15 protein-coding genes are annotated in these 15,183 nt (G+C 69.1%); 4 read left to right on the forward strand and 11 right to left on the reverse strand.

Features of this window, described 5'->3' with window-relative positions:
- Positions 1–40 precede the first annotated feature (40 nt).
- Positions 41–997, reverse strand: coding sequence for a CAP domain-containing protein (locus ACRDPS_RS04615; RefSeq protein WP_431500450.1), 957 nt, complete (start codon positions 995–997; stop codon positions 41–43).
- Between the two features lie 32 nt (positions 998–1,029).
- A complete protein-coding gene (locus ACRDPS_RS04620; RefSeq protein ID WP_431500451.1) occupies positions 1,030–1,782 on the reverse strand; it encodes a TetR/AcrR family transcriptional regulator in 753 nt (250 codons plus the stop codon).
- A gap of 101 nt (positions 1,783–1,883) precedes the next feature.
- Here ACRDPS_RS04620 and ACRDPS_RS04625 point away from each other — a divergent pair, with 101 nt between their 5' ends.
- On the forward strand, positions 1,884–2,639 hold the full coding sequence (locus tag ACRDPS_RS04625; protein WP_431500452.1) for a DUF2306 domain-containing protein: 756 nt from the start codon (positions 1,884–1,886) through the stop codon (positions 2,637–2,639).
- On the opposite strand, the gene purL is transcribed toward ACRDPS_RS04625, so the two are convergent.
- Positions 2,558–4,846, reverse strand: coding sequence for a phosphoribosylformylglycinamidine synthase subunit PurL (gene purL / locus ACRDPS_RS04630; RefSeq protein ID WP_431500453.1), 2,289 nt, complete (start codon positions 4,844–4,846; stop codon positions 2,558–2,560). The genes ACRDPS_RS04625 and purL overlap by 82 nt on opposite strands.
- 67 nt (positions 4,847–4,913) lie before the next feature.
- Positions 4,914–5,582: a hypothetical protein gene (locus ACRDPS_RS04635; RefSeq protein WP_431500454.1), complete on the reverse strand. Its 669-nt coding sequence runs from the start codon at positions 5,580–5,582 to the stop codon at positions 4,914–4,916.
- Positions 5,583–5,768: 186 nt separating this feature from the next.
- On the opposite strand from ACRDPS_RS04635, the gene ACRDPS_RS04640 reads away from it, so the two are divergent.
- A complete protein-coding gene (locus tag ACRDPS_RS04640) occupies positions 5,769–7,121 on the forward strand; it encodes a glycoside hydrolase domain-containing protein (protein ID WP_431500455.1) in 1,353 nt (450 codons plus the stop codon).
- A gap of 288 nt (positions 7,122–7,409) precedes the next feature.
- Here the strand turns inward: ACRDPS_RS04640 and ACRDPS_RS04645 are convergent, their stop codons facing one another.
- Complete coding sequence (locus ACRDPS_RS04645) at positions 7,410–7,916, reverse strand: general stress protein (RefSeq protein ID WP_431500456.1); 507 nt, start codon at positions 7,914–7,916, stop codon at positions 7,410–7,412.
- A 24-nt stretch (positions 7,917–7,940) separates the two neighbouring features.
- Positions 7,941–8,492, reverse strand: a complete 552-nt coding sequence (locus ACRDPS_RS04650) for a TetR/AcrR family transcriptional regulator (protein ID WP_431500457.1) — start codon at positions 8,490–8,492, stop codon at positions 7,941–7,943.
- A gap of 185 nt (positions 8,493–8,677) precedes the next feature.
- Here ACRDPS_RS04650 and ACRDPS_RS04655 point away from each other — a divergent pair, with 185 nt between their 5' ends.
- Complete coding sequence (locus ACRDPS_RS04655; protein ID WP_431500458.1) at positions 8,678–10,117, forward strand: MFS transporter; 1,440 nt, start codon at positions 8,678–8,680, stop codon at positions 10,115–10,117.
- A gap of 8 nt (positions 10,118–10,125) precedes the next feature.
- On the opposite strand, the gene ACRDPS_RS04660 is transcribed toward ACRDPS_RS04655, so the two are convergent.
- From ACRDPS_RS04660 to purS, 5 genes are all read right to left on the reverse strand, one after another.
- Complete coding sequence (locus ACRDPS_RS04660) at positions 10,126–10,764, reverse strand: hypothetical protein (RefSeq protein ID WP_431500459.1); 639 nt, start codon at positions 10,762–10,764, stop codon at positions 10,126–10,128.
- On the reverse strand, positions 10,734–12,509 hold the full coding sequence (locus tag ACRDPS_RS04665) for a M91 family zinc metallopeptidase (RefSeq protein ID WP_431500460.1): 1,776 nt from the start codon (positions 12,507–12,509) through the stop codon (positions 10,734–10,736). The genes ACRDPS_RS04660 and ACRDPS_RS04665 overlap by 31 nt, the downstream gene beginning before the upstream one ends.
- 11 nt (positions 12,510–12,520) lie before the next feature.
- On the reverse strand, positions 12,521–12,955 hold the full coding sequence (locus ACRDPS_RS04670; RefSeq protein WP_431500461.1) for a hypothetical protein: 435 nt from the start codon (positions 12,953–12,955) through the stop codon (positions 12,521–12,523).
- Between the two features lie 74 nt (positions 12,956–13,029).
- Positions 13,030–13,701, reverse strand: coding sequence for a phosphoribosylformylglycinamidine synthase subunit PurQ (gene purQ, locus ACRDPS_RS04675; RefSeq protein WP_431500462.1), 672 nt, complete (start codon positions 13,699–13,701; stop codon positions 13,030–13,032).
- Positions 13,701–13,949: a phosphoribosylformylglycinamidine synthase subunit PurS gene (gene purS, locus ACRDPS_RS04680; RefSeq protein WP_431500463.1), complete on the reverse strand. Its 249-nt coding sequence runs from the start codon at positions 13,947–13,949 to the stop codon at positions 13,701–13,703. The genes purQ and purS overlap by 1 nt, the downstream gene beginning before the upstream one ends.
- 170 nt (positions 13,950–14,119) lie before the next feature.
- On the opposite strand from purS, the gene ACRDPS_RS04685 reads away from it, so the two are divergent.
- On the forward strand, positions 14,120–15,183 hold a 1,064-nt coding region (locus tag ACRDPS_RS04685; protein ID WP_431500464.1), incomplete at its 3' end, for an MFS transporter.

The following is a 15,183-nucleotide window of genomic DNA, read 5'->3' on the forward strand; positions in this document are numbered from 1 at the left end:
GGCTCGTTCTGACGAGCCGACTCGGCGAGGGTTGTTGTGGTTACCACTCGTAACGATCGCCGGGGTAGACCTGCCCGTAGCGGGTGCCCCCGTACGGGGCGCCGGCTGGCCGGTAGCGAATCGGGCCCGGCCGGTGCCTGCGCAGCCCCTCGCGGCGCAGCGCTTCGCGGAGCCGGGCGCGCCGGCGCCGCACGAGCAGGAACGCGACAAGCAGGGCCAGTGCCGAGAGACCGAGGACGCCGGCCGCCACCTCGACGATGCCGAGACCGAACAGCCCGCTCGACGCGGCGACCGGGCTGCCGGAGTCATAGGTGACCGGCGCTGCGGACTCCGAGTCACCCTCCGGCCAGGCTGGTTCCGCCGACTCCGAAGGAGAGGCCGACTGCGTCGGTGATGCCGAAGCCGAAGGCGTACGCGACGGGGTCGGCGCCGCGGTCGGCGAGGGCGTCGGCTTGGCGCTCGGCGGAGGCGCGGCCGCCTTGGTCGGGTTCGCCTCCGGGGTGGACTCCGGCTCCGGTTCCGGCGAGGCGGCCTTCGGCTTCACGGCCGGCCGCACGCCCGGCGGGTACTTCGCGAAGACCTGGACACCCCAGCTGCCGCCGTCGACCACCACGAACGCGATCCCGATATGGGTGTAGTCGCCGAGGATGTTGGCCCGGTGTCCCTCCGAGCCCATCCAGCCCTCGTGCATCTCCGCGCCGGTCGTGTAGCCCTGCGCGACGTTCTCCCCGATCCCCCGCCACCCCTCCGGCACCTGCTCGGCGAGGTCGGGGTTGTGCGAGAGCGACCCGTCGGCAGCCATCTTGTGGGCCCACCTCCGCGCCAGCTTGTCGAGGGCGGAGTCGCGCGCGAGCGGCTCCAGGCCGGCGTCGGCCCGAGCGGCGTTCGCCAGCTGTTTGATCGTGCCGCCCTCCCCCGCGGAGGCCGGACCAGCGCTGACGAGCAGCGCAGAGGCCGCCAGCAGGAGGGCGAGGACACAGGACACGGGGCGATGCATGTGGGGGAACATCCCCGCCAGGGTATCTACCTTTACTTGGCGGCGCTGCGTCCGAGATGGCCCTCGATGTGAGCCTGGATCCCGGCCATCAGCAGGCTCTGCCCGAAGGCCGACGGGTCGTCGGACTCGGACTCCTCACCGGGGGCCGCGGGCTTCCACGTCGCCATCGACTCCATCAGGCTCGGGAACCGCTCCGGATCGGCGTACGTCACGAGCATCTGCTCGAACGAGGCATAAGGATTCTCCTCGAGCCGAGCGGCCTCCGCCTCGATCCTGGCCTCACCCAGGGCGTACTGCGAGATGATGCCCAGGATCGCCATCTTCTCCTCCGGAGGAAGCGTCACGTCACGCAGGTAGTAGAACCCGACGTCGATCCAGGCGAGGCGGTTGGGCCCGGGGAGCGTCGCGGCGAGCGGCAGGTCGAGGAACCACGGCTTGCTCAGCGACAGATCGACCTGCGCGCGCATCCATGCCGCCAGCCCTTCGCGCCAGCCCAGGTCCCGCGACGGCTCCGGCAGGTCGGCGCAGAGCCGGTCGGAGAGCAGGATGAGCAGCTCGTCCTTGTTCTGCACGTGCCGATAGAGCGCCATCGGCGAGCAGCCCAGCGCCTCGCTGACCCGAGCCATGGAGACGGCCGCAAGGCCCTGCTCATCAGCGATGACGTACGCCGCCTCGACGATCTGGGCGACGCTCAGCGCCGGCTTGGGACCGCGTCGCCCGGCAGGCGGCTTGCCCCAGAGCCGAGGCATCAGGCCGTCGGTCACGGAAGGAGGTTCGGAGCTCATCACGTCCATCATGCACTGCCCGGCCAGAAACAGGTTGACCGTCTCGGGTTTTTGCGTAATCTATAAACAGTTAACATCATACGCTATTAGATCGGACGGCCATGGAGACGACGCAGACGACCGGAGCGAGACGGCTGACGAAACAGTGGTGGGTCTTCCCGCTCGCCGCGGCGACGGTGATCTTCCTGGTGACGGCCCTGCCGAGGTACGTCGGGCTGGACCCGGCCCAGTCGCTCGTCCCCACCGACCGTGGCGCGGTCTTCTACCCGGCGCTGGTGACGCACATCTTCTTCGGTTCGGTGATGCTCTGCTGCGGCGTGCTCCAGCTGTGGCCGTGGTTGCGCAACAACCATCCGAAGGTGCACCGCTGGACCGGCCGCACCTATGTCACCACCGCCATCCCCACCGGCGTCGCGGCGCTGGTCACCAGCCAGTTCCCCGCGGCCGGCCCCTCCCAGCAGGTCGGCAACACGTTCCTGGCCGTGCTGTTCCTGCTCTTCACCGTGCAGGGCTTTCGCGCGGTGCGGCAGCGTCGCTTCAAGGACCACCGCGAGTGGATGTACCGCAGCTATGCGATGGCGTTCTCGATCGTCGCCAACCGTTTCTGGGGCATGGTCATGGTCATGCTCTTCGTGCCGGAGGTCATGTCCGGCGCCGACTTCGGCACCGAGGACCCCACGCTCGCCAGCGCCGCCGCGGCCTCAGCCTGGGTCAGCTGGGTCGTGAACCTGCTGATCGCCGAGTGGATCATCCACCGCAAGCCGCGCCGGCGACGTCAGGAGAGTGCGTCGCGCAAGGTCGAGCGCCAGACGCCGGTGAGCGCCTCGAGCGGGATGTCGACGTTGCCGCCGTCATAGGCGATCGAGTACGCAGCGCCACCCGTCACGCCGAGCTGCGCCGCCGCGACCCCGTGCCGGGCGGCCAGCGAGGTGAGCCGCTCGACGTCGGCGGTCTTGACGGTGACGACCGCGCGGGCGACCGACTCCGAGAAGAGCGCGACGAACGGGTCGCCGGCGAGCGTCACCGAGACACCGATCCCCGACGACATCGCCGGCTCGGCCAGCGCCTGCATCAGGCCACCGTCGGAGAGGTCGTGGGCGGAGGTGATGAAGCGCGCCTCGCCCAGCAGCTCGGCCAGCGCCTTCTCCGCCGCCAGGTTCACCTTGGGCGGCAGCCCGCCGAGGTGACCGTGGACGACATGGGCCCACTCCGAGCCGGAGAGCTCCTCGTGGGTCTCACCGAGCAGGACGACGACCTCGTCGGCCGCCTGGAAGTCCGAGGGCGTACGCGTGGTGACGTCCTCGATCACACCGAGGGTCGCGACCACCGGCGTGGGATGGATAGCGGTCTCACCGGTCTGGTTGTAGAGGGATACGTTGCCGCCGGTGACCGGGATGCCGAGCTCGAGGCAGGCGTCCTTCAGACCGCGGGTGGCCTCGGCGAACTGCCACATCACGTCCGGGTCCTCCGGGGAGCCGAAGTTGAGGCAGTCGGAGATGGCCAGCGGCTTGGCACCGACGGAGGCCACGTTGCGGTAGGACTCCGAGAGGGCGAGCTGCGCACCTGCGTACGGGTCCAGCTTGGCGAAGCGCCCGTTGGCGTCGGTGGCCAGCGCGACACCGAGGTTGGTCGACTCGTCGACGCGGATCATGCCGCCGTCGGCGGGCTGGGAGAGGACGGTGTTGCCGCGTACGTAGCGGTCATACTGGTCGGTGATCCAGGACTTGTCGCAGAGGTTCTCGGAGGCCACCAGGCGCAGCACCGTCTCGCGGAGCTCGTCGGCGGAGGCCGCGCGCGGGAGCTTCTCGGCCACGTCGGCCTGCAGCGCGTCCTGCCACGACGGGCGGGCGAAGGGGCGCTCGTAGACCGGGCCGTCGTGGGCGACGGTGGTCGGGTCGACGTCGACGATGGTCTCGCCGTGCCAGTCGACACGCAGCCGGCCCTCGCCGGTGACGGTGCCGATGGCGGCCGCCTCGACATCCCACTTGGCGCAGATGTCCATGAAGGTCGCCTCGTCCTCGGGCGCGATGACCGCCATCATCCGCTCCTGGGACTCGCTCATCAGGATCTCCTCCGGAGCGAGTGTCGAGTCGCGCAGCGGCACCCGCTCGAGGTGCACGTGCATGCCGCCGTCACCGGCGGCGGCGAGCTCGGAGGTGGCGCACGAGATGCCGGCCGCGCCGAAGTCCTGGATGCCGCGCACGATGCCGGCGGAGAAGAGCTCGAGGGTGCACTCGATCAGCAGCTTCTCCATGAACGGGTCGCCGACCTGGACGCTCGGGCGCTTCGCGGGGCCGTCCTCGTCGAACTCGACCGAGGCGAGGATGGAGGCGCCGCCGATGCCGTCGCCGCCGGTGCGGGCGCCGTACATGATCACCAGGTTGCCGGCGCCGCTCGCCTTGGCGAGGTGGAGGTCCTCGTGGCGCAGCACACCGACGCAGAGCGCGTTGACCAGCGGGTTCCCGAGGTAGGAGGCGTCGAAGACGGCCTCGCCGCCGATGTTGGGCAGGCCCAGGCAGTTGCCGTAGTGGCCGACGCCCGAAACGATCCCGGGCAGCACCCGGTGGGTGTCCTCCTCGGACAGCGGCCCGAACCGCAGCGGGTCCATCACGGCGACCGGGCGCGCGCCCATCGCGAGGATGTCGCGGACGATCCCACCGACGCCGGTCGCGGCGCCCTGGTGCGGCTCGACGTAGGAGGGGTGGTTGTGCGACTCGACCTTGAAGGTGACCGCGTAGCCCTGCCCGACGTCGAGCACACCCGCGTTCTCACCGATGCCGGCGAGCATCTTGCCGGCGGGCGTCTCCTGCGGGATCTCGCCGAACTGCTTGAGGTGCACCTTGGAGGACTTGTAGGAGCAGTGCTCCGACCACATCACCGAGTACATCGCCAGCTCCGCGCCGGTCGGCCGGCGGCCGAGGATGGCTTTGATCGCGGCGTACTCGTCCTCCTTCAGGCCGAGCTCGGCCCAGGGCTGCTCGCGGTCGGGGTCACCGGCAGCATGGTGCACGGTGTCCAGGAGCGGAAGATCGGACGCGACGGCGGGCGACGAGGTCTCGGGCACGAGGGAAAATCTACGTCAGAAGTACGCAATCCCCCGAGTCGTCACCGAGGCCGGCCGTCCCACGGGCTCAACGGGGCAGCCCGCGCCACTCTCTCAGGTCGCGGATCTCGCCGAACTCCTCGAGCGCCTTCCGGGCGACCTCACCGTCCCCGGCGTACGCGGCGACGCTCCAGCTGTGACCCTCGACCATCTCGGCGGCGACCCAGGACGCCTCGCCGTGCGGGGTGGGCAGCCGGCGCGGGCGCCAGGAGAGAGACATCGAGCCGTCGGAGCGCTGCTCGATCGACGGGGTCGAGCCGGTGGCGGCGTACTTCCGCTGACCGGTCTGCCACTCGTCCCAGTAGGCGTAGTGGAGGTAGATCCGCTCGCCGCTCCAGGTCAGCGAGCACTCCACGAAGAGGCTCTGTCCCGAGCCTGTCGACGAGTCGCCCGTGCCGTTGTCGGTGCGGACGCATTCGCCGCGTCGGGCGGCCGCGTCGTATCCGGGGAAGACCCATCTCAGGCCGTCCTCACCGCGGGGGTCGGGGCACCGGGTGAGGGATCCGGACCCGTTGCCGTCCCAGCAGACGTAGGGCGTGTTCACCTGCTTCGTCGCCGAGCTGACCTGGCCGGCGACCGCGAACGGGCCGATCGCCTCGCCGCCCTGGGCGACGTGGATGATGCCGGCGACGGTCAGGGCGAGGAGGACGGTGATCGCGAAGAGCACCGGCGTGACCCGATCACGTCGTTTCTGCACAGGCCACCCCCCTTGCGGACCGTCCTTTACCAAGTTAACGCCGATCGGCGCCATTGGTTAGGGACCAATGACTCGCACGTTCCGTCACGCAGCACATACGGGCAGCCCGATGTCAGGTCAACTAACGGCCACTCCCGAGCGCGTCCTCCGATGCTGGTGTGACGAATGTGATTACCGTGGCGGAGTATGGGGGACTACACCAGATTCAGGCATGTCAGGCGCGCACTCGGCGCCGGTGTGATCTCGGGGGCCATCGCGGTGGCGGGACTGACCGCACCGAGCCCCGCGGCCGCGGCCAACCCGGTCACCCCGGGAAGCTTCACCGGCTTCGGCTTCGACCAGTGCGACGCGCCGTCCCAGGCCGCGATGGACCGCTGGCGGAAGCACTCCAAGTTCGGCGCGGTCGGCATCTACATCTCGGGCAGGTCGCGCGGCTGCCGCAACCAGACCCACCTCAGCGCCGCCTGGGTTCGCACCCAGCTCGCGCGCGGCTGGCGGCTGCTGCCGATCACGTTGGGCCCGCAGGCTTCCTGCAACCCGAGCTTCCCTCGCTACCGCGACGACCCGCGGATCAGCGCGCGGACGACCAACCAGTACGCCGCGGCCAAGCGCCAGGGCATCAGCCAGGCCAACGCGACCGTGGACGCCGCCAAGCGCTACGGCCTGCGGGCCGGGAGCACGATGTTCTACGACCTCGAGGGCTTCGACATCGGCAACAAGCGATGCCGTGAGTCGGCGATGTGGTTCGTCTCGGCCTGGAACTACCGGATCAAGAAGCTCGGCTACCGCCCGGCGCTCTACTCCAGCGCGGCTTCGGGGATCAAGGCGATGTACGACGTCTGGAAGGCCCACCCGCGCGGCTTCACCTACCCGGCCGACGCGTGGATCGCCGACTGGGACGGTCGTGCGAACACCTCCACCAAGCACATCCCCGACTGGGTCTGGAACAACCACCGCCGCGTCAAGCAGTATCGAGGCCCGCACAAGGAGACCCACGGCGGCGTCACCATCGAGATCGACTCCAACTACGTCGACCTCGGCCGCGGCTCGTCCGCCCGGACCGTGACCCACTGCGGCGGCGTACCGGTCAGCTTCACCGGCTACCCCGACCTCGCACCGCGGGGCAGTTCCTACACCCCCTCGCCGGTCTACGTGAAGGCGCTCAAGTGCATGCTGCGCGAGCGGGGCGGCTTCCGCGGCGCCATCGACGGGACGTACGGACCGGGGCTGGTCAAGTCCGTCAACGACTGGCAGCGCTCGCACGGATTGACGGTGCGCAAGACCTGGACCATGGCGGCGTGGAAGACGCTGTGGGCGGCCAACAGCCGTCCGCTCCTCAAGCGCGGCTCCGCCGGCGAGCGCGTACGCGACCTCCAGCGCGCCCTCAACTCCACCTCGGCCCCGGAGCGCGCCAAGGTCACCGGCGTACTCGACTGGAACACCCACGTCGCCCTCGTCGCCTACCAGAAGCGCCTCGGCCGCACCGCCCACGGCATGGCCACCGAGGTCACCTGGTTCGACCTCGCCCACGGCCGCTGACCAAACCGCCGACCCGGCGCAACTGCCCCAAATTCAAGTGCCGACCCGGCGCAACTGCCCCAAAATCGAGTGCCGAGTCGGCGCAACTGCCCCGCGCCAGAACCTCGAGTCGGCGCTAATGTCTCGCTGTACGACGCCGAGTCGGCGCTAATGTCCCACGGCCTGAGACATTAGCGCCGACTCGGACGCCTATCTTGGGACAGATGCGCCGACTCGACGCTCGTAGCTGGGACAGTTGCGCCGACTCGGCACCTCAGAGCGGGACAGACGCGCCGACTCGGCGTCGAGTCAGGCGAAGGGGTTGGGGAGGGCGCCGGGGAGATCGGCGAGGAGCTCGCGGGCGCGGGCGGCGACCTTGTGCTCGACCAGGACCTCGTACTTGGACGGGACCACGACCTTGACGCTCGAGAAGTCGCGGGTGCCACGGGTCGCGCCGTAGCCGATCAGCGACCAGATCAGGCCGAAGACGACGCCGAGCAGGACCGTGGACAGCAGGATGAACAGGAAGTTCTCGCCGCCGAAGAGCGACATGATCAGACCGACGAAGACCCCGAGCCAGGCACCGGAGAGGACGCCGGCCAGAGCGACCTTGCTCCAGGTGAGGCGGCCGGTGATCCGTTCGATCTGCTTCAGCTCGGTGCCGACGATCATGCAGTTCTCGACAGGGAACTCCTTGTCGGAGAGGAAGTCGACCGTCTTCTGCGCAGCCGCGTAGTCGTCGTAGGTCGCGAGCGACTGGGGGAACTCCAGCTTCAGCGGGCTCCGCGAGCCGCCGACCGGCGAGGTGAAGGACATACCTCCAGTGTGCCCCACCGCAGGTCAGGCTCGGAGGACGCCGTTCGCGATGACGTCGAGCATGGGACGTACGTCCCGGGGCTCGAGCGAGGACTGGTCGGCCATGGTGGCGACACCGCCGAGAAGGCGGCACACGTCGAGGTTGTCGACACCGTCGCGCATCGCACCCGCGCCGGCCATCTCGCCCAGGACCCGCTCGTTAGCGTCGGCGTAGGCCTGACACTTCGTACGCAGCGGGGAGTCCTGGCAGCCCAGGGACGCCGTGATCTTCGCCGCGGCGCCCTGGTTCCGGGTGAGCAGGGCAACGTACTCCTCGAACCAGGCCAGCAGCTTCTCCCGGCACCCGCCCTCGGTCGCCATCGCCTTGTCGACGTGCGAGAGGACCTCCTCGACCCACGAGGACATGATCGCCTCGTGGAGCGCTTCGCGAGTCGGGAAGTGTCGGTAGAGGGTGCCTGGCCCCACGCCCGCGCGACGCGCCACCTCGTCCAGAGGTGCGTCCATGCCGCGCTCCTTGAAGACCTGATGGGCGACCTCGATCAGCCGCTCGCGATTGCGCTGCGCGTCGGCTCTCATCCGGACCTCCTCAGTGACCCCGCCGGGCTGCGGGACCTCAAGTTAACAGCCAGCAACTGCTCCTCCGCCATTGCGGGCAAACAAATACATTGCTAACCGGAGACAGCCTCCGGTAGCGTTGAGGGCAAGCGGAGAGTTACTCCGTTTCACTGTACTCCTCTTCCGTCTCCAACAGGAGCTCTCGCATGACAACCACCGAAGCACCACCCAAGCAGCCAGCCCCCACGAAGGCCGCCGGCGCCGGGATCGCCCTGGTCCTGGTCGCCCAGCTGATGATCGTGCTCGACTCGGCCGTCGTGAACGTCGCCCTCCCCCGCATCGCCGACGACCTCGAGTTCACCCCGGCGGCGCTCACCTGGGTGCTCAACGGCTACACCCTCGCCTTCGGCGGGCTGCTGCTGCTCGGCGGTCGCCTCGGCGACGTCTTCGGCAGGCGGCGTACGTTCGTGGCCGGCCTCACCGTCTTCACCTTCTTCTCCCTGGCCGGCGGGCTCGCGCCGACCGACGACCTGCTCGTCATCTCCCGCGCGCTGCAGGGCTTCGGGGCCGCGATCGCCGCACCCCAGGTGCTCGCCCTGCTCACCACCTCGGCGAAGGACGAGTCCGCGAGGGCTCGGGCGATCGCGCTCTTCGCAGCCGTCTCCTCCAGCGGCGCATCGATCGGACTGATCCTCGGTGGCGTCCTGACCGACATCGCGTCGTGGCGCTGGACGCTGTTCATCAACGTACCCATCGGTCTGGTCGTCCTCGCCCTCGTCGGCCGCCTGGTCGCCGAGACCGCCCCGCGGCCGGGACGTTTCGACGTCATCGGCGCCGTGACCGCCACCGGCGGTGCCGCCGCGATCGTGTGGTCGCTGATCGGTGCTCCCGAGCACGGCTGGACCTCGGCACGAACCATCGGCGGGATCGCGATCGGCCTGCTCCTACTGGTCGCCCTGGTGCTCACCGAGCGCCGGGTCGCCCACCCGCTGCTGCAGCTCCACCTCTTCAACAGCCACCGTCGCGTGACGGCGTACGTCGCCGCGATCGGACTGGTCGGGGCGCAGTTCTCGACGTTCTACCTGACCGTGATCTACCTGCAGGGCGCGCTGGGTATGGGACCGCTCGCCTCCGGGCTGGCGTTCCTGCCGCTCACCCTGATGATCTTCGCGATGTCCCGGGTGGCCCCTCGCCTCGCGGCGCGGATCGGGATGCCTGGGGTCCTGGTGCTCGGCGCCACGGGTCTGACCGGCTCGTTCCTGTGGCTGAGCCTGCTCACCGAGACCAGCACGTACGCCGGGGCCGTCCTGGTTCCGTTCCTGCTCAACGGCGCCTTCGCCTCCCTCGTCTTCACCTCCACCACGGCCCTCGGCCTGGAGGGCGTCGACGCCGCCCACGCCGGCGCGGCCTCCGGCCTGGTGCAGACCATGCAGCAGCTCGGCGGCTCGATCGGGCTCGCCGTGATCGCCTCGGTCTACGTCGCCAACGGCACTCCGGGCGAGGTCGTCCCGGGCCTGCGTGAGGCCTTCTACGCCGCTGCCGCCCTGGGCTCGATCGGCATCATCGCCTCCCTCGTCCTGGTGCTCCGACGACCCTCCCGAGGCCGCTCGTACGTGACCGGCCGAGCAGCGGTCGAGGTCGACTGAGTCCGGGCTCACAGCTCGGCCGGGTCGGAGCAGAACAGGTGTTGATCCGCACTCGCGTGGGTGACCGTCATCACTCCGTCGTCCTCCACCTCCGGGAGCATCGACTCGTCGAAGGGCGGCGAGACGACACCGAGACAGAATCGGACCAGCTCCGGGTCATCCGGAAGCGTGATCGAATCCTCACCGAGGTCGCCCCACGGATGGTTCCAGACGAGCGGTCTCGGGACGATCACGTCACCTTCCAGGCGGTCGCCCGCAGCCAGATCGGTGATGCCGACCCGCGGGATCGACTCGAAGTCGGAGTCGACGTCCGGCATCCCGAACAACGCCTGCGAGAGCATCACGCCACCCGCGCCGTCCCCCGTCGCGTACGCAACATCGTTCCGGTATCTCACCCCAGCCCCGGCACGCACCGCGGGCTTGTCGATCACGCGCAACGGCCCAGCTGTCTTGTTGGTCAATGTGTAGTGCACCTTCACCTGGGACGCGGTCGGCTCGACCGAGACCTCGAAGTCGGATTCCGGAGCGGCCGCATCACCGGTGGGCCGCTCGTCCGAAGCCAGGTCAGAGCACCCTGCCAGAGTCGCCCCGGCGGCGACCAGGGCCGCCGCGCCCATCAACCGCGATAGTGCTCGCGCTCGTCCCATCCCAACTCCTCTCGCAGACCGTTCTCCGTGTATTCGATCGGGTGGTCAGGGTCGATGATCTCGGGGGTGCTGGGATCGTCGTCGTGGTCGATCGGTAGCCCGGCCGCCTGCCGCTCGGCCTCTTTGATGTCGCTGTTCGCGTCTACCGAGTCGTCGCCGGTGTATTCGTCACCGCGATAGGTGTCGTTCATGTAGTCATAGACGTGAGCCATCTCGTGGAAGAGACCCACCACCGGCGGACGGTCGTCGGTGGAGTGATCTCGACTCGGGTTGTACTTGATCTCGTTGCCACCGAAGGCGCCGTTGCTCGCCTTGTTGTTGTCCTCGGTGTACTCCGTGATGGTCAGACCCTCCTTGCCGGCGCCGAGGAAGCCGGAGTGGTCGCGGTTGTACTGGTAGTTCTCGAACATCTTCGCGCCGTCGGGCGAGGCTGCGAGCATCTCGAGATCGGCCCTGACCCGTTCGACGAACTCCGGCGATCCCTCGATCTTGATCCAGTCTGGAACGTCCTTGATCTCGACCGTCACCTGCTGTTCGACGCCCTCGGCGTCATCACCCGATTCGCCATGGGACTTGTCATCACCGGAGCCTCCGTACGTGGCGTCCGTGCCCCGGCCCGCGTACGTCACGTCGTCGCCGGCACCGCCGTGGATCCGGTCGTCGTCGTCACCACCGGATGCGATGTCGTTGCCCTCCCCGCCGAGGAGTACGTCGTCCCCATCGGCGCCCTCTAGATAGTCACGCCCGCGACCGCCTGCGATCCGGTCGTTGCCACCCAGGCCGTAGACGGTGTCATCACCCGCAGCGCCAGCAGCCAGGTCATCTCCACCTTGGCCGTCGATGTAGTCGCGGCCGGTGCCGCCGGACACCTGGTCGCCCCCGTCACCGGCGAAGATCTTGTCGCCGTCCTGGCCGCCGAGGATGCGATCTTCGCCCCCACCGCTGCGGATCTCGTCGCTGCCCCGGCCTCCCAGAAGAGTGACGTTGACACTGGAACCTGACGGTACGTTGATCTGATCGTCGCCCTCCCCTGCACGGATGACGATCTCGTTCCCCGGCGGCACGTCGTACATCTTGCCGTTGATGATGACCACCGGCTCGCCGGTCAGCGGGTTGGTCCCGACCGTGACAGTGTCGTTGCCGCTGCCGGTGTTGACGTACGTCTTCCCGTCGACGTTGATCATGCCGACCGAGTCGACGTCGGCAGGGACGTGGAACGGATCCTGCCCGGACTCGGCTACGGCAGCCATCGCCCTGGACAGATCACGCCAGGCCGAGGTGGTGTCGACCAGCTCCTGCCGGTCGGGGCTGAGGTCACGGTCGAGCCCGGTTCGGATCTCGGATGCCCGGGCGATCGCGTCGGTGACGAGCTTGCTGTCGGCGTCGTCCTCCGGCTGGAAGCGGATGTCCCCAGAGGGGCTGCCCTGATGCGGGATGTGCACCACGGTCGCCCAAGACTGGTCGAGGTGACCCTGCGCGATCCGGACGGCGCCGGCGATCTGCGCCATCGCCGAGGCCGTCTTCTCGGCAAGGTTCTGGGCCGCGTCCAGGTCGGTCAGCAGGCGCTTTCGATGAGCCTCGTACGACTCCGCCGACTGGCCCTCCCAGTCGGCGACCACGTTCTTGGACCCGCTGATGAAGGACTCCGTCACCGACTCGAGCTTCGCGCCGATCTTGGTCCATGCGGCGGACGCCTCGTCGATCGAGGATGCGTCGTCCCACAGCTTCCACGTGCCTTCGGACATCTCGGCGCTCCTCAGCTCGGGGGTGGGGTCGGGCTTGGACCGGGCGACGGGCTCGGCAACGGGGACGGCTCAGGTGGCTGGGTCGGACCTGGCGATGGCTCCGGCGGGGCGGGCGTCGGCCCCGGTTCCAGCGATGTGCTCGACTCGGCGGCCCGCGCGACCTCCTCGTCTGTCGAGGAGAGGTCGAACGCGCACAGCATCAGTGCGTCCGCGCCCGCCTCGAAGACCGCGGCGAACGACTCGAGCGCGCTGGAGCCGGCCTCGACCAGAGGGCCGTGGGCGGTCATCGTGTCGAAGCCGCCCTGGGTGTTGCCGGCATCGCCCGAGGCGACCGCAAGTGCGCCGGCGTTGTCCGCCATCGCACCAGTCAGGTCCATCGCCCAGTCGATGCAGCGATCCGCGAGCGTGACGAGCTCGGCGGGACGTACGTTGATCTGAGATGACATTCGGGGTCTCCTGTCTCCACAGAAGTTCTGCCCGAATCACGCGCCTTTACACGCGTACGTCGCGATCGTCTCGATCAGTGAGACAGGACCCGTTCGGCGAGCGAGGTGAAGAAGCCGAGCCCGTCGGTGCCGGAGCCGGTGAGGGCCTCGACGGCGTGCTCGGGGTGGGGCATCAGGCCGACGACGTTGCCGGCGGCGTTGGTGATCCCGGCGATGTCGTTGACCGAGCCGTTGGGGTTGACGTCGAGGTAGCGCGCGACGACCCGACCCTCGTCCTCGAGCTGCTTGACGGTGTCGGCGTCGGCGACGTACTGCCCCTCGCCGTTCTTCAGCGGCACCACGATCTCCTGGTCCTGTGAGAACGCGGAGGTCCAGGCGGTCGAGGCGTTCTCGATGCGCAGCTTCTGATCACGGCAGATGAACTTGAGGTGGTCGTTGCGCAGCAGGCCGCCGGGGAGCAGGTGGGACTCGACGAGCATCTGGAAGCCGTTGCAGATGCCGAGCACCGGCAGACCCTTCTTCGCACCCTCGATGACCTCGGTCATGATCGGGGCGAAGCGCGAGATGGCGCCGCAGCGCAGGTAGTCCCCGTAGGCGAAGCCGCCCGGCAGGATCACCGCGTCGACGCCCTGCAGGTCGTGGTCGCCGTGCCAGAGCGCGACGGCCTCGTTGCCACCGACGCGGACCGCGCGCTGAGCGTCGACGTCGTCGAGGGTGCCCGGGAAGGTGATGACGCCGACCTTCATCAGGCGGTCTCCTCGACCCGAACGACGAAGTTCTCGATCACGGTGTTGGCCAGGAAGGTCTCGGCGAGCTTCTCGATCTGAGCGAGGGCGTCGTCGTTGACCTCCGGCACCTCCAGCTCGAACCGCTTGCCCTGACGGACCTCGGTGACGCCGGTGAACCCGAGCCGCGGCAGGGCGCCGAGAACGGCCTTCCCCTGCGGGTCGAGAATCTCGGGCTTGGGCATGACGTCGACGACAACGCGAGGCATGGCCGCAGTCTATGCGACGAAGTGAGGAACGAACGCTTCGTCACGAGGGACGAGTACGAGGGCGCTCGTGACGAGCGAGGAGCAGGCGAGCGAAGCTCGCCCGGTCGGGCGTAGGACGCGCGCCTAAACCGTTGGCTGTCGGCGCATCCCGGGCCCTACTGTCGATCTTCGTGCGGCAACTGCTGATCGACATCGGGCCGCTGCGTACGTCTCCCGCTTTCCGGCGGTTCTTCATCGGACGAGCGGTCTCGGGGATCGGTGGCCAGATCACGATCGTCGCGGTCATGTATCAGGTCTGGGAGGCGACCCACAGCCCGTTCTGGTCCGGCAGCGTCGCGCTCGCCCAGCTCGTCCCGATGCTGACGATCGGGCTCTGGGGCGGTTCCGTGGCCGACCGGGCCGACCGGCGCTCGATCCTGATGGCGACGAACATCGTCCAGCTCGTGCTCGCGCTGCTGCTGATGACGCAGGCGCTCTGGCTGGGCACGTCGCCGTCCTCTCTCGGAGTCGTCCTCGTGCTGGTCGCCCTCATGGCCGCGGCCGGCTCGGTCGCCGCACCCGCGGGCATGGGCGTGATCCCGCGGCTGCTCCCCATCGACCAGGTCGCCGCCGGGCTGGCACTCACCCGGCTGAGCTTCCAGGGGTCGGTGCTCCTGGGCCCCGCGCTGGGCGGACTGATCATCGGCTATGCGGGTCTCGAGATCGCGTACGCCGTGGACGCTGCCTCCTTCGCTGCCGGGTTCCTCGGGGTTGCGGGGCTCCCCCGGCTGGCGCCCGTGACCAGGACGAACGGCGGCGGAATCCTCGAAGGGCTCCGGTTCGCGGCCACGCATCCGGTCATCCGGGGCGTACTTCTCGTCGACCTGGCGGCCACCGTCCTGGCCATGCCGATGAGCCTGTTCCCGTTGATCAACGAGGCCCGGTTCGGCGGCGACCCACGTACGCTCGGGCTGTTCCTGACCGCGATCGCGGTCGGCGGCGTGGCGGCCTCTCTCGTCTCGGGTTCGTTCACCAGGAGCCCGCGACCGGGCGTGGTCACGATCGGTGCCGCAGCCGTGTGGGGCGCCAGCCTCGGCGCCGTCGGGCTGGTCACCTCAGCCTGGCTCTGCCTCGCCCTGCTCGCGATCGCCGGGGCGGCCGACTCGGTCAGCGTCGTCACCCGCGGGACGCTGATCCAGCTCGCCGTGCCCGACGACCTGCGCGGCCGGACCGCCGCGATCGAGATGATCGTCGG

The organism is Nocardioides sp. (genome assembly GCF_050699375.1).
In the GTDB taxonomy this organism is placed as follows: Bacteria; Actinomycetota; Actinomycetes; order Propionibacteriales; family Nocardioidaceae; genus Nocardioides.